The sequence below is a fragment of the Nocardiopsis sp. JB363 genome (assembly GCF_900143625.1).
In the GTDB taxonomy this organism is placed as follows: Bacteria; Actinomycetota; Actinomycetes; order Streptosporangiales; family Streptosporangiaceae; genus Nocardiopsis.
In genome coordinates this window covers 14,587-34,462 of sequence record NZ_FRFF01000153.1, presented here as the reverse complement: position 1 = coordinate 34,462, position 19,876 = coordinate 14,587, and the positions used below count along the sequence as shown (strand labels likewise).

15 protein-coding genes and 1 pseudogene are annotated in these 19,876 nt (G+C 70.8%); 5 read left to right on the top strand and 11 right to left on the bottom strand.

Annotated features, from left to right (window positions below; all coding sequences use genetic code 11):
* Positions 1-1,571: pseudogene (locus BQ8420_RS24370) on the top strand (tetratricopeptide repeat protein); the annotation flags it as partial.
* Positions 1,572-1,611: 40 nt separating this feature from the next.
* On the opposite strand, the gene BQ8420_RS24365 reads toward BQ8420_RS24370, so the two are convergent.
* From BQ8420_RS24365 to BQ8420_RS24340, 6 genes are all read right to left on the bottom strand, one after another.
* On the bottom strand, positions 1,612-2,058 hold the full coding sequence (locus tag BQ8420_RS24365; protein ID WP_200816083.1) for a GNAT family N-acetyltransferase: 447 nt from the start codon (positions 2,056-2,058) through the stop codon (positions 1,612-1,614).
* Between the two features lie 277 nt (positions 2,059-2,335).
* Entirely contained in the window at positions 2,336-3,274 is a 939-nt protein-coding gene (locus BQ8420_RS24360; RefSeq protein ID WP_143847536.1) for a VOC family protein, read from the bottom strand.
* A gap of 173 nt (positions 3,275-3,447) precedes the next feature.
* Positions 3,448-4,107, bottom strand: a complete 660-nt coding sequence (locus tag BQ8420_RS24355; protein WP_087101544.1) for a hypothetical protein — start codon at positions 4,105-4,107, stop codon at positions 3,448-3,450.
* Positions 4,108-4,204: 97 nt separating this feature from the next.
* A complete protein-coding gene (locus BQ8420_RS24350) occupies positions 4,205-5,125 on the bottom strand; it encodes an ornithine cyclodeaminase family protein (protein ID WP_087101542.1) in 921 nt (306 codons plus the stop codon).
* Positions 5,122-6,465 carry an MFS transporter gene (locus tag BQ8420_RS24345; RefSeq protein ID WP_087101540.1) on the bottom strand — a complete coding sequence of 448 codons (1,344 nt, stop codon included), beginning with the start codon at positions 6,463-6,465 and terminating at the stop codon, positions 5,122-5,124. Before BQ8420_RS24345 ends, BQ8420_RS24350 begins: the two co-directional genes overlap by 4 nt.
* 245 nt (positions 6,466-6,710) lie before the next feature.
* Complete coding sequence (locus tag BQ8420_RS24340) at positions 6,711-7,397, bottom strand: GntR family transcriptional regulator (protein ID WP_087101538.1); 687 nt, start codon at positions 7,395-7,397, stop codon at positions 6,711-6,713.
* Between the two features lie 167 nt (positions 7,398-7,564).
* On the opposite strand from BQ8420_RS24340, the gene BQ8420_RS24335 reads away from it, so the two are divergent.
* The 3 genes from BQ8420_RS24335 to BQ8420_RS24325 all read left to right on the top strand — a co-directional run bounded on the left by BQ8420_RS24335 (position 7,565) and on the right by BQ8420_RS24325 (position 13,057).
* Positions 7,565-8,173 carry a transcriptional regulator gene (locus tag BQ8420_RS24335; protein ID WP_235006464.1) on the top strand — a complete coding sequence of 203 codons (609 nt, stop codon included), beginning with the start codon at positions 7,565-7,567 and terminating at the stop codon, positions 8,171-8,173.
* Entirely contained in the window at positions 8,170-9,744 is a 1,575-nt protein-coding gene (locus BQ8420_RS24330; RefSeq protein WP_087101536.1) for a PEP/pyruvate-binding domain-containing protein, read from the top strand. The genes BQ8420_RS24335 and BQ8420_RS24330 overlap by 4 nt, the downstream gene beginning before the upstream one ends.
* Before the next feature lie 184 nt (positions 9,745-9,928).
* Positions 9,929-13,057, top strand: a complete 3,129-nt coding sequence (locus BQ8420_RS24325; RefSeq protein WP_087101534.1) for a glycoside hydrolase family 38 C-terminal domain-containing protein — start codon at positions 9,929-9,931, stop codon at positions 13,055-13,057.
* Between the two features lie 110 nt (positions 13,058-13,167).
* Here the strand turns inward: BQ8420_RS24325 and BQ8420_RS24320 are convergent, their stop codons facing one another.
* From BQ8420_RS24320 to BQ8420_RS24310, 3 genes are all read right to left on the bottom strand, one after another.
* The gene (locus tag BQ8420_RS24320; RefSeq protein ID WP_087101550.1) at positions 13,168-14,004 is read right to left on the bottom strand and encodes a carbohydrate ABC transporter permease; all 837 of its coding nucleotides are present in this window, start codon (positions 14,002-14,004) and stop codon (positions 13,168-13,170) included.
* A 53-nt stretch (positions 14,005-14,057) separates the two neighbouring features.
* Positions 14,058-14,894, bottom strand: coding sequence for a carbohydrate ABC transporter permease (locus tag BQ8420_RS24315; RefSeq protein WP_200816085.1), 837 nt, complete (start codon positions 14,892-14,894; stop codon positions 14,058-14,060).
* A gap of 135 nt (positions 14,895-15,029) precedes the next feature.
* Positions 15,030-16,394, bottom strand: a complete 1,365-nt coding sequence (locus BQ8420_RS24310) for an extracellular solute-binding protein (protein WP_087101530.1) — start codon at positions 16,392-16,394, stop codon at positions 15,030-15,032.
* A 176-nt stretch (positions 16,395-16,570) separates the two neighbouring features.
* Between BQ8420_RS24310 and BQ8420_RS24305 the strand changes: the two genes are divergently transcribed.
* Positions 16,571-17,779, top strand: a complete 1,209-nt coding sequence (locus BQ8420_RS24305) for an ROK family transcriptional regulator (protein WP_087101528.1) — start codon at positions 16,571-16,573, stop codon at positions 17,777-17,779.
* A gap of 39 nt (positions 17,780-17,818) precedes the next feature.
* Here BQ8420_RS24305 and BQ8420_RS24300 read toward each other — a convergent pair whose 3' ends face one another.
* Both BQ8420_RS24300 and BQ8420_RS24295 read right to left on the bottom strand, forming a co-directional pair.
* Positions 17,819-18,466 (bottom strand): dihydrofolate reductase family protein, encoded by a 648-nt coding sequence (locus BQ8420_RS24300; RefSeq protein WP_087101526.1) that lies wholly within the window; start codon positions 18,464-18,466, stop codon positions 17,819-17,821.
* 124 nt (positions 18,467-18,590) lie between these two features.
* Positions 18,591-19,676, bottom strand: coding sequence for a hypothetical protein (locus BQ8420_RS24295; protein ID WP_087101548.1), 1,086 nt, complete (start codon positions 19,674-19,676; stop codon positions 18,591-18,593).
* Positions 19,677-19,876 lie beyond the last annotated feature (200 nt).

Genomic DNA, 19,876 nt, shown 5'->3' with positions numbered 1-19,876 from the left:
GCCCTCCCCTGGCTCCCGGCTCTTCCGTGGCCGCCCACGGTTCCGAGCCCTTGGTCCCCGCCCCGGACGATCCCCTGGCCTGGTTGGAATCCGAACGGCGCGGGTTCGAGGTGTGCTTCCAAAAGACCCGACCGGGTCGGACCGGCGAGCCGGTCGACCCCGGGCTCATCGTCCATGGTCAGCGGCTGCGGCGGGCGTTCGCCGTGCTGTGCCGGACCGGACGCAGGCACTGGTCGGCGATGCGCACCGCCACCCAGGAGGCCACGGTGCTGGCCCTGGAGTCGCAGGACCCGTCGGCCTACGGGGTGGCGCTGCTGGACCGGGCCGAGGTGGCCGGCGGGCACGGTGACCACGACACCGGTTACGAGCGGGCCCTGACCGCCCTGCACGTATTGGAGGGGGTGGAGCCGGCCGTGGACCCGCGCCGGCTCGCTCGGGCCCACCGGGCGATCGGGGTGAACCTGTACCGCAGGGGTGACCTGGACGACGGGCGGGACGAACTGGAGCTGGCCAGGCGGATCTTCGAGGAACACGACGACCCGTGGTGGACGGCGCGCACGTTGTGCAACCTGGCCGAGGTGGACCGTTTCCAGGGGCATCTGGAGCGGGCCTATGACCTGCTCTTCCAGGCCGAGGCGCTGATCGCCGGTTCGCGGGACCTGCCCGAGCTGTCCTCGCGGGTGCAGTTGCAGCGCGGTGAGGTGTTGCGGCTGCGCGGATTCACGCTCAACGCCTGGTTCGTGCTGTCCGACGGGTTGGAACAGCTGAGTCGGGCGTCGAACGAGTACTGGTACCGGGCGCGTTTCCTACGTTCGCTGGGCCAGTTGTCCACGCGAGACCTGAACCGGGAGGCCGGGGAGTGCGAGCTGTTGTTCGCGCCGTGGCGTTCACGGGATCGCCGGTCGCAGGCGCGGGACCCGGAGTGGCGAGCCCGGCAGGAGGCCAGGGTCGAGGCGCTGTTCGTGGAGGGGTACCCGGAGTACGCGCAACGGTGCGCCCGACCGGGGCCCTCGCGATGGCCGTTGGGTCGGGCGAGCCGGTCGCGGGACACCTGGAGGGTGGAGCGGCAGGTCGAACGGTTGCGCGAGGCGGAGCGCACGTTCGAGGAGATCGGCGACGACTGGGGGCGGTGGCGCACCTGCCTGGTGTTGGGCGAGGCGCTGCTGGACCACGGCGGGGGCGACGGCAAGGAGGAGTTCCTTCGGGCCGCCCGGGGGTTCGAGGAGCTCGGGGACAAGTGGTGGCACGCGCGGGCGCACCGCCGCGCCGCCGAGTCGTTGTGGCGGGCCGGTCGACTCGGGGAGGCCGAGGACCTGGCTCGGGTCGCGATCGAGGGGTATCGCGGGCTGCGACACCGGTCGGGGCGGCTGCGAGCGACGATCCTGCTGGCCGAGATCCTGGCGGTGCCCAACCCGGTGGCGGCGTGGCGGATCCTGACCGAGGCGCGGGTGATCGCGGAGGAGGGTGTGCTCTCGGGGGACGTCCCGGAGTCGTTGTTGCGGGAGATGGAGGGGTTGTCGCGCCGGACCCGGGCGTTGAAGGAGACGATCGAGAGCAGCCAGCCGAGTTGAGTCGGTGCCGAGGGGTCGAAGAGGTCGTGGAGGCCCGGTCTCAGGGGCGCCATCGCAGGTGAGCGTCGGGTTCGCGTTCCTCGTTGCGGGCGCCGTCGGTGCGTTCCACCTCGACGAAACCGTGCCGGGCGTAGAAGCGCAGCGCGGGGCCGTTGACCTGGAAACACCACAGGTCCAGGCCATCGGGACGCCGCCCCTTGGCCAGGTCGACGAATCGGTCGCCCAGGCCACGGCCACGATGATCGGGGGCCAGGTAGAGCTGGTCGAGGTCTGAACCGTCCAGTGTCATGACGCCCACCGGCCGTCCGTCCGGGGTCACCGCCACCCAGGTCTCACATCGTGGCACGACCACGGCCGCGAACCAGGAGCGCACCTCGTCGTCGGTGTGCGCGCGGCGCACGGTGGGCAGCGCGGCGTCGAAGGAACGCAGCCACAGGTCGGCGACCGCTCGGGCGTCGTGGCCGGTCGCCCGGCGCAGAATCTCCATGCCGGCGATGATCTCCGATCCCGACCCCGGGCGCATCGGGTTTTCCCGCGACGGCGGTCGGGGAATGGTCGGGGCCCGGCCTTCCGAGGGATGAGGAAGGCCGGGTGCCCCGCCCCGGTGTGGACGCAGGCCCTGAGCCGACAGGCACCCAGGTGCCCCACAGACCCATTGTGGACGCAGAGCTTGAGCCCGCAAGCACCCAGGCGCCCCACAGACCCATTGCGGACGCAGGCCCTGAGCCCGCAAGCACCCGGGTGCCCCCGGGTCCACTGCGGGTTCAGGCCTTGAGCAGGTCCTCCACACCGGTGTTCGGAAGGCTGACGGTGACCTGGGTGCCCCACGGGTCCTTCGCCGACACCGACCGGCCGTCGTCCGCGAAGCCGGTGCCCTTGGCCTTCAAACGGGCGACCAGCGCGTCGAGGTCCTCGCGAGCCGGCACGGTGACCGCCACGTCGCCGAGCCCCAGGCGCGAGGCGCGCGGACCCACGCCCCGGCTGTTCCACGTGTTCATCGCGACGTGGTGGTGGTAGCCGCCGGCGGCGGCGAACAGGGCTCCGGGGTAGCTGCGCACGGTGGTCTCGAAGCCGATGGTGTCCACGTAGAAGTCGCGGGCCTGGGCGATGTCACCGACCTGGAGGTGGACGTGGCCGATCTTGCCGGGCAGGCGGGGCGCGGCGTCCACGGTGGCCTGGTCCAGGTGCTCGCGCAGGAAGGCGTTCGGGTCCAGGTACTCGCTGGCCATGCGCAGTTCGCCGTCGGGGGCGTAGCTCCACTCGGAGCGCGGGCGGTCGATGTAGAGCTCGATCCCGTTGCCCTCGGGGTCGGTGAAGTAGAAGGCCTCGCTGACGAGGTGGTCGGAGGAACCGGCGAAGCGGCTGCGCGAGTCCTGCGCGGCGCGGTGGACCGTGGCGGCCAGGCTCTGGCGGTCCTCGAAGAGGAAGGCGGTGTGGAACAGACCGGCCGCGCGCGGGTCCACGCCGGGCAGGTCCGGGGTGGAGATGAGCCGGACCATGGGGGTGGTGCCGCGGCCGAGGACACGGTGGACTCGGCGGCCGTGCGCGCGCTCCTCCACCGGTTCGAGCGCGAGGGCGTTCGCGTAGTAGGAGCTCATCAGTTCGAGGTCGCCCACGTGCAGCGTGACCGCGTCCATCCCCGTGTTCGGGTCGAGGACTCGCGCGATGTCGTTGCTCTGGCGGGCCGTCACGTTGGCGTCCATGGCCTGGTTCCTTCCCCAAGGGGTCCGGGTGGTGCGTCGTGCCCCACTCACTGATCACAGCATAGCTTCCTAGGAAGATATTAGCTAGTCACTTGAGCTCTCAATTATTTAGCGACGGGGAACCCCGGAGAACCGGACACTTCCGTACCCGATACGGGGCCCGCGGCGGGGGCTCAGGCCGGGTCACGCTCCATGAAGGTGGTCGCCCTGCGGAGCAGGTCGGCCTCGTCGGCCCCGGGATTGAGACCGGCGACGATCTCCTCTGTCAGGGGCGTTCCGTCGAGGACCGCGCGCACGGCGGATAGGTCCAGGCTCGTCTCGTAGTAGCCCTGGAACTCCTTGTGGAACTCCCGGGCCGGGTCCCGCGCGACCAGGGAGCCCAGCAACCAGTCCGCCCCGTCCTCGACCTCCCCGGTCGCCTCGGTCCTCCAGGTGGTCTCGCCCGGTAGGAACCACAGCAGCAGACTCACCGCCATTTCGTCGCCATCGGTGAACTCGGAATCCTCCAGGAAGGGCCGGAACCGCTCGGGCAGGGCGTCCACCGTCCCCGGCAGATAGGACAACTCGTCCTCGTTGGTGTAAGGGCTCGCCTCGGATTCGTGGTCGAAGCCGCGCAGGAGGCCGGCCTCGTCGGAGAGGGCGATGGCGTAGTCGTCCCCTCCCCCGTTGCGCATCGTGATCAGGTCCCATCCCGGTCGCCACTCAGCGGTGTGGGCGTACTGGCGGAACTCGCTGTCGGGGTCGATGAGGTACTCCAACAGCACGATCCGGCGGCCCAGACCTCGCAGGTCGGCAGGGGAGGGAAGGCGTGGGGCGAGTTCTTTCGCGTTCATGACGCGATCCAAGCAGAGGCCGGTGACAGAACCCGGAGGGCCCGCTGCGATACCGCCGAGCATCGGGGCGGGCCCCTCCGGAGCGGTCGGGCGCCGATCAGTCGGTGGGGGCCACGCCGACGGCGACCGCGAGGTCCTGCCAGGACATCCCCGAGCCCTTGAACACGTTGGGCCGATCGGTGCGGCGGGTGACCTCGCCGCGCACCAACGGGGCCAGCCCGATCAGGTCGTCGACGGTCAGGGGGCCCTCCTCGATGGCGAGCACCACGTCACCGCACTCGCGCAGGGCGCTGCCACGCTCCTCGACCACCACCTGGGCGCGGCTCATGAGGGCGGCGTCCAGTTCGCGACGGTCGACTTCGTGCGAGCCCATCGCGATGACGCAGGCGCCGTCGCGTACCAGGGAACCGTCGAACAGTGGTTCGGCGCTGGAGGTGGCGCACACGACGATGTCGGCGTCGGCGACGTCGGCGACGGTGCCCGCCTCGGCGGTGATCCCCCGTTCGGCGAGTTCGGCGAGGGCCGCCGCCACCTTGTGCGGGGTACGGCCGACCATGCGGACGCTGCTCAGCGCCCTGATCCCGGCCATGGCGGCGACGTGTTCCACCGCCTGTGGTCCGTTGCCGAAGACCACGAGGTGGGAGGCGTCGGGGTCGGCGAGGTGGTCGGCCGCGACCGCGGAGGTGGCCGGGGTGCGCAGCGAGGTCAGGCTCACCCCGTCGACGAACACCCGCGGGGTGAGCGTCTTGGCGTCCATCAGTACGTAGACGGCCTGGATGCGCGGCAGCCCCAGCGCGGGGTTGTCGGGCGCCACGGAGGCGACCTTGACGCCCACCCAGTCCCCCAGCGTCGAGGGCATGAGCAGCAGGTGCCCGGACCCGGCGTCGGCGTGGGAGCGCGCCGGGTCGTCGGCCGGGTCGAACCCGGCCTTGAGGGCCCCTTCGATCAGGGTGCGCGCGCGGTCGGGGTCGATCCGGCGGCGGACCTCGTCGGCGTCGACGAACGGCAGGCCGTTCACGACATCACCTCGTTTTCGTTGATGCCTTCGCGTCGTGCGATGGCGGCGGTCTCCTTGCGTACGACCGAGCCGGAGACGGCGACGGCGGTGAAGGAGATGACGGCCAGGATCACCAGGTAGGTCGCGATGGGCCACCAGGCGCCGTCGAAGCGGGCCAGCAGCCAGGTGGCCAGCAGCGGTGCGGTTCCGCCGGCGAGGGCGGCGCCGATCTGGTAGCCGAGCGTCACGCCGGTGTAGCGGACCCGGGTCGTGAAGATCTCGGAGGTGAGGGTGCCCAGGGTGGCGGTGACCGGCGGCCAGGCCACGCCGAGGGCGAGCACGACGGCCACGTACACGGCCCAGTTCATCTGCAGGTCGAGCAGCATGAAGAAGGGGACGGACACGGCGGCGATGATCACGGCGCCACTCAGGTAGACCTTCGTGCGGCCGAGGGTGTCGGAGAGGCGGCCCATGAGCAGGATGACGATGGTGCTGACGAACGCGCCGGCGCTGACGGCGTTGAGGACCACGGACTGCTGGATGTCGAGGGTGCCGGTGGCGTAGCTGACCACGAAGGTCGCGAAGATGTAGAACGGCGCGGTCTCGACGACCTTGGCGCCCACGGCCACGAGGACGGAGCGCCAGTGGTCGCGCAGGGTGTCCTTGATGGGCAGTTTGGCGACGTTGCCGCTCTCCTTGGCCTCGCGAAAGGCGGGGGTCTCGGCCAGGCCCTTGCGGATCCACAGGCCGACGAAGACGAGGATGATGCTGGCGATGAACGGGATGCGCCAGCCCCACGCCTCGAAGGCGTCGTTGGGGAGCATGCTGACCAGGCCGAACGCGATGGTGGACAGGAGCATGCCGATGGTGATGCCGGTCTGGGGCACCGACCCGAAGAAGCCGCGGCGTTCCTTGGGCGCGTACTCGTAGGCGAGCAGCAGGGCGCCGCCCCATTCACCGCCGATGGCCAGGCCCTGGATGACCCGGCACAGGATCAGCAGCAGCGGAGCGAGCATGCCGACCTGGTCGTAGTTGGGCAGCAGACCGATGGCGACGGTCGCGCCGCCCATCAGCGACAGGGTGATGACCAGGGTCTTCTTCCGGCCGATGCGGTCGCCGATGTGGGAGAAGACGATCCCGCCGAACGGCCGGATGAAGAAGGTCAGGGACAGCGTCAGGTACGACAGCATCAACGAGATGACGGGGTCGTCGTTGGGGAAGAACTGCTTGTCGAAGATCAGCGCGGCGGCGGTGGCGTACAGGAAGAAGTCGAACCACTCGATCGCGCTGCCGCTGAGGCTGCCGATGAGCACACGGCGGTTGGTGGCCGGTCGGCCGACCACGGACTGTGTGGGGGACACTCAGCACTCCTCGTGTCGTGGGCCACGTGACGTGGGCCTCATGATGCGAACACGTGCAACGTACAATTTTACGTTGCACATGACAAGACATCCGGGGCGACGCGATCAAGCCGTGACCTGCGACGAGACCGCCAATCGGTCAGCTCGGGACGTGGCCGGAGCAGACCGGGGCGGACCCGAAACGGCCGCCAAGCCCGTGGGGACGGGCTTTCAGGACCGACACGGACGGGCGTTCCGATCCGGGTTCAGCCCTCGTCGCGCCCGGCCCACACCCCGCGCACGTGCCCCAGGTGCCGGCGCATCAACGCCTCCGCCCCGGCCACGTCCCGCGCCTCGATCAGGTCGAGCAGGTCGTGGTGTTCCCGTGCGGTGGCTCCCAGGCGCCCCTCCTCGTACAACCGGCGCAGCGCGGACAGACGCGCCATCCCGCGCAACCGGCCCACCTCCTCGACCAGGCGCTGGTTTCCGGCGATGCCGAGCAGACGCAGGTGGAAGGTGGTGTCGGTGGCGATGAACTCCTGCAACTCCCCCGCCGCAGCGGTCTCGTTGAGCCGGTCGGCGAGCGGCCGGAGCAGGGCGACCTGTTCGGGTGTCGCGACCGCCGCGACCCGTCCGACCGTGGGCACCTCGATGAGCTCGCGCACCTCGATGATCTCGTCGAGGGTCACCTCACCGAGCTCGACCACGCGGTACCCGCGGTGCCGGAGGGTCTCCACGAGCCCCTCCTTGGTCAGCTCCATCATGGCCTCGCGCACGGGGGTGGCCGAGACACCGAGCCGTTCGGCCAGCGCGGGCGCCGAGTAGATCCGGCCGGGTTCGAGCTCACCGGCCACCATCGCCTGACGCAGGACCTCCGTCACCCGGGATCGAAGACTGCTGCTCTCGGCGAGCGACCCGATCACCGGCCGCTCGCGCGGCGCGTCGATGCTCATCTGGTGTTGTTCCTCCCCCGCGCGGACTTCTGGCCTCCCAGGATGCCACGCCCGCCCAGGCGTGCCGCCGCCGTCCACCCGCGACCTACACTGGAGATGTTCATATCATCTGGATGTTCACAACATCCGGATCCGATCATCCGAGAGGACTGATCCACGTGCCACCGGTGACCACACCGCCCGACCTGCTCGTCCTGCACGGTCTGCGCGTCGTCGGGTTCTGCGGCCTCGAACGTCTGGCCGAGGCCACCGGGCTGAGCCACGAAGACGTCGAGTCCGAGCTGATCGATCTGGCCGTGTCCGGGCTGGTGACCCGCGTCCCCGGGCCCTTCGGCGGCTGGGGGCCGACCGAGGCGGGCCGGGCCGCCGACGCCGAGCGCGTCAGTGCCGAACTCGACCGGGCCGGCGCCCGCGACCTGGCCGCCGACACCCACGAGGCCTTCGAGGAACTCAACGCCGAGGCGCTCGACCTGTGCGGTGCCTGGCAGTTGCGGCCCCTCGACGGTGTGGTCACCGCCAACGACCACACCGATGCCGCCTACGACGCCCGCGTGCTGGAGGCCTTGGCCGACCTCGAACTCCGCACCGCCGACGTCTGCGCGGAGCTGGCTTTGGCCCTGCCCCGGTTCGGGCGTTACCGGGTGCGGCTGGCCAGGGCGCTGGAGCGGGCACGCGCCGGTGAGCTCGATCAGGTGGCCGATGGCACCGACTCCTTCCACACCGTGTGGTCCCAGCTGCACGAGGATCTGCTGGCCACCCTGGGAATCCCCCGATGAGCCCCGACGCGCGGTGGACACGCCCGCTCACGGTGGACGAGGCGGGAACGCCCGAGTTGCTGGGCGCCAAGGCGCACGGCCTCGTCGGCCTGCTGCGGCTGGGGCTGCCGGTTCCGGCCGCCTTCGTCGTCACGACCGAGGCGTGCCGCGTCTTCCTCGCATCCGGCGCGTTCCCCGCGGGGCTGGACGCCGAACTCGACACCGCCCTCGCGCGATTGGAGTCCGTCACCGGCCGAACGTTCGGCGGCTCCGGGCGGGGTCTGACGGTGTCGGCGCGCTCCGAGCGAGAGCTACCGGGCCCGGCGAACTCCGGGCGGGATCTGCCAGGATCCGTGCGTTCCGAGTGGGACCTGCCAGGATCGCTGCGTTCCGAGTGGGACCTGCCAGGATCGCTGCGTTCCAAGCGGGACCTGCCAGGATCGCTGCGTTCCGAGCGGGACCTGCCAGGATCGCTGCGTTCCGAGCGGGGTCTGACGGTGTCCGTGCGCTCCGGGGCGAGCGTGTCCATGCCCGGGATGATGGACACCGTCCTCGGGCTGGGCACGGGCGCCGACCCCAGAGCGGAGCTGCGGGCGGCGATCCGCGCCGTGTTCACTTCCTGGCACGCCCCGCGCGCCCGCACCTACCGGACCCTGCACGGCGTCCCGCACGACCTGGGCACCGCCGTCGTCGTGCAGGTCATGGTGGACGGCGACCGGGACGGGCACAGCGGAGCGGGGGTGGCGTTCGGTCGCGACCCGAACTCCGGGGCGCCAGGCCCCTACGGCGAGGTGCTGTTCGAGCGACGGGGCGACGCGGTGGTCTCCGGGGGTTCCGACACCCTGCCCCTGAACGATCTGGCCCTCCGTGAACCCGGGGTGTGGACCGACCTGACGCGTGCGCTGACACTCATCGAGGGGGACCTGCGCGACGCCCCCTACGCGGAGTTCACCTTCGAGTCCGGCCGGCTGTGGTTGTTGCAGGCCCGCCCGGGCCGGTTCACCGGGGCGGCGGCCGTGCGCGTGGCGGTGGACCTGGTCGAGGAGGGAGCGCTCACCAGGGAGGAGGCGCTGCTCCGTGTGGCACCCGCGCACCTGGAGCGGGTACGGACCCCGCGCGTGGTGCTCGCACCCGGGGTGGAACCGCTCGCCCGTGGGATCGGCGCCGTCCCCGGCGTGGTGACGGGGCGGGCGGCCACCACCTGTGCGGCGGCGGTCCGGATGGCGGCCGAGGGCCCGGTGGTGCTGGTGCGCCCGGAGACCTCCCCCATGGACATGAGCGGGTTGGCCGCGGCGGCGGGTGTGATCACCGAACGCGGCGGACCGGTCTCGCACGCGGCGGTCGTGGCCCGTCCCCTGGGCAGGCCCGCCGTGGTCGGCGTCGGCGCGCACACGCTCACCGACGGGGACGTGGTCACGGTCGACGGCACCGCCGGTCTGGTGGTCGCCGGCCGCCCCGAGGTGACCACCGAAGCCACGCTCCCCCACCTGCGCAGGCTGCTCACCTGGGCCGACGAGATCTCCGGCGAGGGCCCGGACCTGCCCGAAGTCGAACGGCTCCGCGCCGCCCACCGGTTTCTCGAACGCCCCTGATCGGACCGGTCCGAGCCCGCCCCGAACCCGGTCATCGGCCCGACCATCGCCCCGGTCCTCGACCCGGTCCTCGACCCGGTCGGCGAAACTCCCCCACACCACTTCGTCCAAAGCATTGACGAAGTGGTGTGACGCCGGCAACGTACGCAGCATCTGCCAGGGGACGAGTGATCGGAGACCCACCGTGCATGACGACCGGCGGCTGATCGAGGCACGACTGGAACGGGCTCTGCGGGAACGGGTGTGGCCCGCGGTGCATGGAAGATCGGTCCCCTTGGAGGTGGCGCGCTGGGACGCGCCCGGGGAACCGGTGCCGGCGGCGGAGGGAATCGCCGCGCCCTACGAACCCGCCCGGGTGGGTGACGCCTGGGGGCCGGCGTGGGGCACCACCTGGTTCCGGGTACGCGGCCGAGTGCCCGCCGAGTGGGCCGGTCGCAGGGTGGAGGCGGTGGTCGACCTCGGGTTCGACGTCGGCATGCCCGGTTTCCAGAGCGAGGGGCTGGTGCACCGCTCCGACGGCACCGTGGTCAAGGGCCTCAACCCGCGCAACGCGTGGATCCCGGTCGGTTCCCCGGCCGCCGGCGGCGAGGACGTGGAGTTCCACGTGGAGGCCGCCGCCAACCCGGTCATCCTCGACAGCCCGCCGTTCCAGCCCACCGAATTGGGCGGTGGGCGCGGCCCGGACGACGAACCGCTGTACCGACTGTCCCGCGCCGACCTGGCGATCTTCGAGACCGGGGTGTGGGAGTTGGCCCTGGACCTGGAGGTCGCGGGTGGGCTGATGCGCGAACTCGACGAGGGGGATCCCCGGCGTTGGCGGCTGCTGCGCGCACTGGGTCGCACCCTGGATGCGCTGGACCCCCAGGACGTGCCCGGCAGCGCCGCGCGCGCCCGCGAGGTGTTGGCCCCGGAACTGGCCTCGCCCGCCGCGGCCGGCACGCACCGGGTCTCGGCGGTCGGGCACGCCCACATCGACTCGGCGTGGCTGTGGCCGCTGCGCGAGACCGTCCGGAAGGTGGCGCGCACCAGCGCCAACGTGCTGGGGCTGATGGACGACCACCCGGAGCTGGTGTTCGCGATGTCGCAGGCCCAGCAGTGGGCGTGGATCAAGGAACACCAGCCGGAGCTGTTCACCCGGGTGGTGAAGGAGGCCGAGGCGGGCCGGTTCGTTCCGGTGGGCGGCATGTGGGTGGAGTCCGACACCAACATGCCGGGGTCGGAGGCGCTCGCCCGCCAGTTCGTCTTCGGCAAGCGGTTCTTCCGCGACGAGTTGGGGGTGGACACCCAGGAGGTGTGGCTACCGGACTCCTTCGGGTATTCGGCGGCCCTGCCGCAGCTGGTGCGGCTGTCGGGGTCGCGCTGGTTCCTCACCCAGAAGATCTCGTGGAACCAGGTCAACCGGTTCCCGCACCACACGTTCTGGTGGGAGGGGCTGGACGGCACCCGGGTGTTCACACACTTCCCGCCGGTGGACACCTACAACGCGGAGCTGACCGGGTCGGAGCTGGCGCACGCCTCCCGCAACTTCCGCGACAAGGGCGGGTCCTCGTACTCGCTGGTGCCGTTCGGGTACGGGGACGGCGGTGGCGGACCCACCCGGGAGATGTTGGGCCGGGCGGCCCGTCTGAGGGACCTGGAGGGGTCGCCGCGGGTGACGATCGAGCACCCCGAGGAGTTCTTCTCCCGGGCGCACGCCGAGTACACCGACGCACCGGTCTGGTTGGGCGAGCTGTACCTGGAGTTCCACCGGGGCACCTACACCAGTCAGGCGGCGACCAAGCAGGGCAACCGGCGCTCGGAGCACCTGCTGCGCGAGGCGGAGCTGTGGGCGGCCACGGCGGCGGTGCGCGTGGGCGCCGAGTACCCGTACGAGCGGTTGGAGCGGGTGTGGCGGACGGTGCTGCTCAACCAGTTCCACGACATCCTGCCCGGGAGTTCGATCGCCTGGGTCCACCGTGAGGCGGCCGAGTCCTACCGGCAGGTCGCCGAGGAACTGACGGAGGTCATCGGCGAGGCGCAGGCCGCGCTGGCCGGCGCGGCCGGGTCCGAGGGAGGCGCCGCCGAGAACGACGCGGTGGTGTTCAACCCGACCCCCCACGAACGCGACGGGGTGCCGGCACTGGGGGCGCTGCCGATTTCCCGGATCGCCTCGCCCACCGCCGAGGCCGGTGTGCGGGCCTCGCTCGCCACCGACGACGACGGTTTCACCCTGGACAACGGGCTGTTGACGGTGCGGGTGGATCACCGAGGGCTGGTGGCCTCGATCCTGGACCGGTCGGTCGAACCCGAGGGCCGGGAGGTACTCGCCCCGGGTCTGCCCGGCAACCTGCTCCAACTTCACCAGGACGTCCCGAACCAGTGGGACGCCTGGGACGTGGACGAGTTCTACCGCAACAGCGTCACCGACCTCACCGAGACCGACGCGGTCACCGCGCTCACCGACGAGGAGGCCGCCGAGGCCGCGCTCCCCACCGGCACCGTGGGCGTGCGTGTCACCCGGTCCTTCGGGGACTCCTCCCTCAGCCAGGTGGTGTCGCTGTCACCGGGCGCGCGGCGGCTGGACGTGGACACCACCGTGGACTGGCACGAACGCGAGAAGTTCCTCAAGGCCGCGTTCCCGGTGGACGTGCGGGCGCACGAGTCGACCTCGGAGATCCAGTTCGGGCACGTCAAGCGGCCCGCGCACACCAACACCTCCTGGGACGCCGCCAAGTTCGAGATCTGCGCGCACCGCTGGGTGCACGTGGCCGAACCCGGCTACGGGGTGGCGGTGCTCAACGATTCCACCTACGGGCACGACGTCACCCGTGACGTGCGCTCCGACGGTGGGACCACCACGACGGTACGGCTGTCGCTGCTGCGGGCGCCACGTTTCCCCGACCCCGAGACCGACCAGGGAGAGCACCGACTCCGCTACGCCCTGGCACCGGGAGCGGAGATCGAGGACGCGGTGCGCGAGGGGTACCGGATCAACCTGCCGGTGCGTTCGGTACCGGGCGCGGCGGCGGTGGAACCGCTGGTGGAGGTGGACGACCCCGGCGTGGTGGTGGAGTCGGTCAAGCTCGCCGACGACCGTTCCGGGGACGTGGTGGTGCGCCTCTACGAGGCCCGCGGCGGACGTGCTCGGACGTCGCTGCGCACCGGTTTCCCCGTGCGCGGGGTGCGTGCGGTGAACCTGCTGGAGGAGGACTACGAGGAGGCCCCAGATCTGGTGTCGGCCGTGATGCCCGCCGATGACGATGGTCGGGGGCCGCACCGGGTGCACGTGGGACTGCGCCCGTTCCAGATCCTCACCCTGCGTTTGGAGCTCTGATTCCCCCGCCGGTCCCGTCCGAGAGGTTTCGGGACCGGCGGGTTCGGTGGGACCGGCGGAACCGACGGGTTCGGTGGGGCCGGTGGGACCAGCGGGACCGGCGGGTTCGGTCAGCCCTTCATGGCGCCGCCGAGGGCGAACCGGCCGCCCATCGCGCGGGAGACCACCATGTACAGCACCACCACCGGCACCGTGTACAACAGCGAGTAGGCCGCCAGTTCGCCGTAGCGCACGCTCCCGTACTGGCCGAAGAACGTGAACACGCGCACCGCCGCCGGCATCTTCTCCGGGCTGGTGAGCAGGATGAACGGCACGAAGAAATTGCCCCAGGTGGTGACCAGGGTGAAGATCCCGACCACCGCCAGGCCCGGGGCCAGCAGCGGCGCCACCAGGTAGCGCAGGGACTGCCAGGCGGACGCGCCGTCCACCCAGGCGGCCTCCTCCAGGGCGATGGGGATGCCGTCGATGAAGTTCTTCGTCAGCCAGATCCCGAACGGCAGTGTGCTGGCGGCCAGGAACAGGGTGGTGGCGGTCAGCGAGTTCAACAGGTTGGCCTGCACGAACATCCCGTACACGGGCACCATGATCGCGGTGATGGGCAGGCCGGTGGCGAACAGGACCGAGTACAGGAACGGTTTGCGAAAGCGCAGGTTGTACCGGGACAGCGGGTAGGCGGCCAGCATGGAGCAGAACGCGGTGATCACCGCCGCTCCCCCGCAGGTGAGGACGCTGTTCCAGATCGGCCGATAGACGATCTCGGGTGTCATGATCGCGGTGAAGTGGTCCAGGGTGAGCGCGGTGGGAAGCCCCGCGCGCAGGGAGGGTTCGGTGTCCACGGACGCGAACACCATCCACAACAGGGGCACCAGGAACACCACGGCCAGAGCTCCCAGGACCAGGTACGTCAGGAGGGCCCCGGCGACCCGCCCGGGCGCGCTCACCACCATCCGCGCACCGGTGCGGCCACCGCGCCCACCGGTCTCGGTGCTCCGCTCGCGGCTCATCGCTGTTCCTCCCTGCTGAGCATCCACACGTAGACGACGGAGAACAGGCCGGCGACCACCAGCAACGCCAGGGCGATCGCGGTGCCGTAGCCCAGGTCGCCCATGCGCAGCGCCTCCTGGTACATCAGCAACGGCAGGGTGGTGCTGCGCGCACCGGGACCGCCGGAGGTCATCACGAAGATCAGCGTGAACACCTGCACGGTCTGCAACGTGATCAGGAGCAGGGTGGTGGCCAGCGTGCGGCGCAGCAGCGGCAGCACCACGTGCACCAGCACCTGGAAGGAGGAGGCTCCGTCCACCCGGGCGGCCTCCTTGAGGTCGTCGGGCACCTCCGACAGCCCCGCGGAGTAGGTCATCATCGAGAAGGCGGTGCCCTTCCAGATGTTGGCCAGGACCACCGCCAGCAGTGGCGCGGTGAACAGCCAGTTCTGCGGCTCCGCGCCGAAGAACCCCAGGATGGCGTTGAAACTGCCCTCCCGTTCCAGGAACGCGTACCAGACGAACCCGGCCACGACCTCGGGGACCACCCACGCGCCCACCACGATCGCGCCGACCGTGGCGCGCACCGCGCCGTGCCGGTTGCGCATCAACAGGGCCAGGGTCAGGCCGAGCACGGTCTGTCCGAACACGCACCCCACCAGGAAGAGCACAGTGAGGACGGTGGCTTCACGGAAGCGGGTGTCGGCGATCAGACGTTCGAAGTTGGCGATGCCGACGAACTCGGTCTGCGCGGCCTGCGCTCCGGTGAGGGCGGCGTTGGTCAGGGACGCCCACACCGTCCACAGGATGGGGCCGGCGAAGAACGCCAGCAGCAGGAACAGGGCGGGACCCATGGGCAGGACCCAGCGGGCCGAGCGCGCCCACCGCACCCTCCGAGGGCTCTCGCCGGCCCGGCGGGGCTCGGATCCCCCGCCGGTTCCGTCGCCCCGGCCAGTCCCGTCGCCGTGGGTGGTCGTGGTCGCCACCGGTCAGGAACCGTCCGTCACATTGTCGGGTCCCACGATCGACTCCAACTCCTGGGAGTAGAGCTCGGCGGCCTCCTCCGGGGTGGCCTCGCCCAGCATCACGACCTCCATGGCCTCCTGGATCGCCAGGGAGACCCTCGGGTACTCGCTGTAGGCGGGGCGGAAACCGGTGATGTCGACGAGTTCGGCGAACTGTTCGGCCTTGGGTGCCGCCTCCAGGAAGCCGGGGTCCTCGGCGACGTCGGAACGCACCGGGATCTGACCGCCCTCGACGGCGAACTTCACCGCGTTCTCCTGGTTCAGGGTGTGGGTCATGACCTGCCAGGCCAGGTCGGGGTCGGTGGCGTGGGCGCCCATCGACAGGGCCCAGCCGCCGGACATGCTGGTCGCGCCCTCACCTTGGCCGCTCCGCGTGGGCATGCGGGTGAACTCCATGTGCTCCTCCCACTCCGGCCAGGGCTGGTTGGCCCCCTCGATCCAGGACTGGGTGGCCCAGGAACCCTCCAGGCTGATCGCCATCTCCCCGCCCGGAAAACGCTCCTCGTTGTTGACGGTGGCGATGTTGGCGTCCAAGGCGTCCTGCGGGTCGTGGGTGAGGCCCTCGTCGAAGATGGTCCGGACGAACTCCAGTGACTCGGTGAACCCGGCGCTGGAGGACACCCACTGTTCGGAGGACTCCTCGAAGAGACCGTCGTCGGTACCGCTGAGCAGCATCTGGAAGCCCTGGAGTGAGGCTGCCTCCCCTGCGGGGGTGCCCGAGTAGACGTTGAGCGGGACCACCGCGTCGCCGTGCTCCTCCTGCACGACGCGGGCGGCGTCGAGCACCTCGTCCCAGGTGGCCGGCTCCCAGGGGGTGTCCACGCCGGCCTGTTCCAGGAGGTCGGTCCGGTACCACAGGCCGCGCACGTCGGTTCCGAGCATGACGCCGTACCGGGTGCCGTCCAGCGAGGTGACCGCCTCGGCCTCCTGTTCGCTGAACAGTTCGGCGTCCTCCCAGGTGTCGAAGTGGTCGTCCAGTGGCATGAGGTAACCGGCGTCGGCGTCCTGGTTGATGGTGAAGGTGTCCTGGTAGATCAGGTCGGGAGCCTCGCTCGGGGAGCCGTTCATGAGGTTGACCTGGGTCTGGTAGTCCTCGGCCTGCGCCTCGATGGCGTGGAGTTCGACGGTGACGTCGGGGTTGTCGGCCTCGAACTCCTCCTTGACCTTCCGCATCAGCGAGTCCATCGCGATGAAGGTGCCGAACTTCTGGTAGGCGACCCGGACCGTGTTCTCGTCCCGGTCGGCCCCCGAGGAGCAACCGGCGGCGACCAGGGACAGGAGCGCGGCGGCTGCCACCGCCCGAGTGGTGTTCCGTGGAGTTCCCCTCATCGTTTACCCCTCACGCAGCGATGGCCGGGCGACCCGGGAGAGTGAGTCGTGTCACATGCTTACTAAAAACCTTGGATAAAGACAATGGGGGAAGTGGGGCGAACCAGTGCGGTTACCCTCGGATGGGACGGGCGGCCCGGCAGAAGCTCCCGCACCGGAAGGCGGAGGAACGACGTATGCGCACCAGCACCAACCTGTTGTGGCTGGGCGACCTCAACCAGAGCAGGGTGCTCGACGCGGTGCGCCGCTCCGACGGGGTCAGCCGGGTCGAACTGGCCGAACAGACCGGACTGACCGCACAGACGGTCTCCAACATCGTGCGGCGACTGCTGGAGAACGGGCTGGTCCTGGAGGACGGCCGGGCCGTCTCCCGAGGCGGCAAACCCGCCACCATGCTGCGGCTCAACGCGGGCGCCTACTACGCGGTGGGCATGCACATCGACCCGTCCTCCACCACCCTGGTCGTCACCGACCTGGCCGGCCGGGTGGTGGCCCGCGCCCGCCGACGCACCCCTTCCTCCCAGGGTCCGCGCCGGGTCATCGACGCCCTGAGCCGTTCGGTGCGCGCCATCGTGGAACGCTCACCCGCCCCCGACCGGGTCCTGGGCCTGGGGGTGGCCACGCCCGGACCGATCGACCGTTCCGCCAGCGCCGTCACCCCACCCCACCTGCCCGGATGGCGGTCGGTTCCCCTCCGCGAGGACCTGGCCGAACGCACGGGACTGCCGGTGGTGATCGACAACGACGCCACCGCCGCGACCATCGGCGAACGCTGGGCCGGCGGGGGCGAACGTTCCGAGGACATGGCGTTCGTGTACGTGGGCACCGGCATCGGCGGCGGCCTGGTGTTGGACGGCCACGTGTACCGCGGCGGCAGCTTCAACGCGGCCGAGATCGGGCACGTGACCGTGGACCCGCGTGGACCGGACTGCCCCTGCGGCAATCGTGGCTGTCTGGAGACCTACGCGGCCCCGCACGCGGTGGCCACCGAAGCCGCCCGCCACCGCGGGGAGGAGCGGGTGGACTTCGAACGCGGACAGGCGCGCACCGTGGCCGCGTACCGGAAGGTGTGCCGGGAGGCGCGCGCCGGGGACCCGGTCGCCGCGCGCGTGGTGGGCGCGGCCGGTCGGCGCTTGGGCGACGCCGCGGTGACCCTGCTCAACCTGGTGGACGTTCCGGTGGTGGTGCTGGGTGGCTGGGGCATGTCGCACATCGGGTCGCTGTACGCCGAGGCGCTGGATCAGGCGGTGTCCGAACGCACCATCGCCCGCGGGGTGCGCCGGGTGCGGGTGGAACCGTCCCTGATCGGTGAGGACGTCGGCGCCATCGGCGCGGCCACCCTGGTCCTGCACGCCGCCTACTCCCCCAAATTCACCGCCGTCTGAACCCCGCGCCCGGATGTGTCCCGGTACGGGGCCCTCACCTCACTTCCGCCAGAACAGGTGGTGCGTCACCCCGCTCGGACTGGGCACCACCTCCAGGTGGAACCGTTCGAGCAGCTCGTCGGGGGACTCCCAGAGCTTCAGACCGGACCCGAATTCCACCGGTGCGACCACCACGTGCAGGGTGTCGACGAGATCCGCTTCGAGGAACCCATGGATGGTGGTGACCCCGCCGCCGAGTCGGACGTCCTTGCCCCGCGCCGCTCGGCGGGCCTGGTCGAGGACCGTGGCCGGGTCACCTCCGACGAAGTGGAACGTGGTGTCGGAGAGCGTGAACGAGGGACGCTCGTGGTGGGTCATGACGAACACCGGGGTGTGGAACGGGGGCTCGTCCCCCCACCAACCGCGCCATTCGTGGTCGGGCCAGGGACCGCGTTGGGGGCCGAACTTGTTGCGGCCCATGATCTCGGCGCCGATGTGGTTCTCGAAATCGCGCGTGAAGTAGTCGTCGAGGCCCCGGCTTCCTCCCGGGGCGGTGCGGTGGGACCATCCCGCCGTGGCCCCGGCCCAGGCGAAGAGCCTCTCGTGATGGTCGATGTCGCCGAACGGGCTCTCCAGGCGTTGGTTCCGCCCGGCGGCGATCCCATCGCTCGAAACGCAGAAGTTCTGGACTCTCAGTAGCTGTGACACGTGATCCTCCTGTGGTCGACAGGTGAGGCCGACAACAGGGGAGACTCTGAGAATCGCGAGAACTCATCGCCGAGACCGGCCAGGATCGATGGCCGGAGTCGACGATCGGACTCGATGGCCGGGATCAGTGGTCGGGATAGACGGACTGGATGCGCTCGGCCACGTGGGCGAGCCCGCTCCGTTCCAGGATGTGCACCTGTTCCCGAACGAACGCGGCGCGCTCGGACTCGCCTGGGACCGATTCGATCATCCCGCGCAGGATGGCGACCTGGACGTCCTGCTGCATGGCGGCCTCGTCCTCCCCGGGGTCGGCGGGCCACCAGTAGCTCTCATAGCCGTCGTCGTCGACACCACTACCGGCGATGGGGTGCTCGAAGTGCTCGATGATCTGCCCGGACAGCTCTTCGGCCGACTCCTCGGGCGCGGTCGCGGGCGCGGGCGAAGGCCCAGGCGAAGGCGCTGGGCCGGGCGGGGGCGCGGGGGCGGGCCCCGGTCCGCTCGCCGGGATGTCCCGCAGGACGGCGCGCACCGCTTCGGCCTCGTGCTCGGCCTCCCACAGGGCCCGGTCCTTGCGCAGGTGGACGATGCGTCGCAGACGCTCCTCGTCCTCGTCCGCCAGGTCGACGCGCAGATCGTCGGCCCACACCTCGACAGCGCCGTCGGCGACCGGGGACTCGGCGGCGAACAGCGCGTTCAGCTCGACCTCGACCACTCCGCGATCCTCGGGGCGGGTACGGGCCAGGATCTCGCGGGCACGCAGCAGGACCGAGTACGAGGCGGGCCCGGCCGGGTTGCGCAGCCGCAGGTCGATCCGGCCGGCCCACCGCCAGTGCACCCGCGCGGAGAACACGAACTCGTAGTCGTCCTCGGCGCTGGGCAGTGCGGTGCGGCGAAGACGCACCCCGCGGGTGCCGTTCTCGCCACGCGGCGCCGACACCGGTTCGGGTTCGTCGCCTTGACCGGAACGGTCTCGCGGTTCCTCCGACTCACCGGGTCGCGGAGCGGCCTCGGGGGCGGCTCCGGAAAGTGCCCGGACCAGGGCGGACCCGGATTCCGCCAACACCGCCGGCCGCGCCAGGGCCACCCCCAGCAGCATCAACGCCACCGGCAGCCACACCAGCGACCACAGCCCGACCAGCGGATACAGCACCGCTGGGACGAGTAGCACCACGACGACCGCCACCAGGCGGGTGCGGGTGAAGGTGGCCACGGAGGTCTCCTCTTGCGGGGGCAGGGGGGATGACTTGGGAAGGTCCACAAGCCAGTCTGCCCGAGAACGAGCGTGCTCGTGCCACCAATACCGAGTCGTGCCCCTCCGGAGACACACCCGTGTCACCGTGGGGAGACCCCTCTCCCGACCTCGAAGCCCACGTTTCCCGCCGCCCTCACCCCCGGGCGGTGGGACACCCC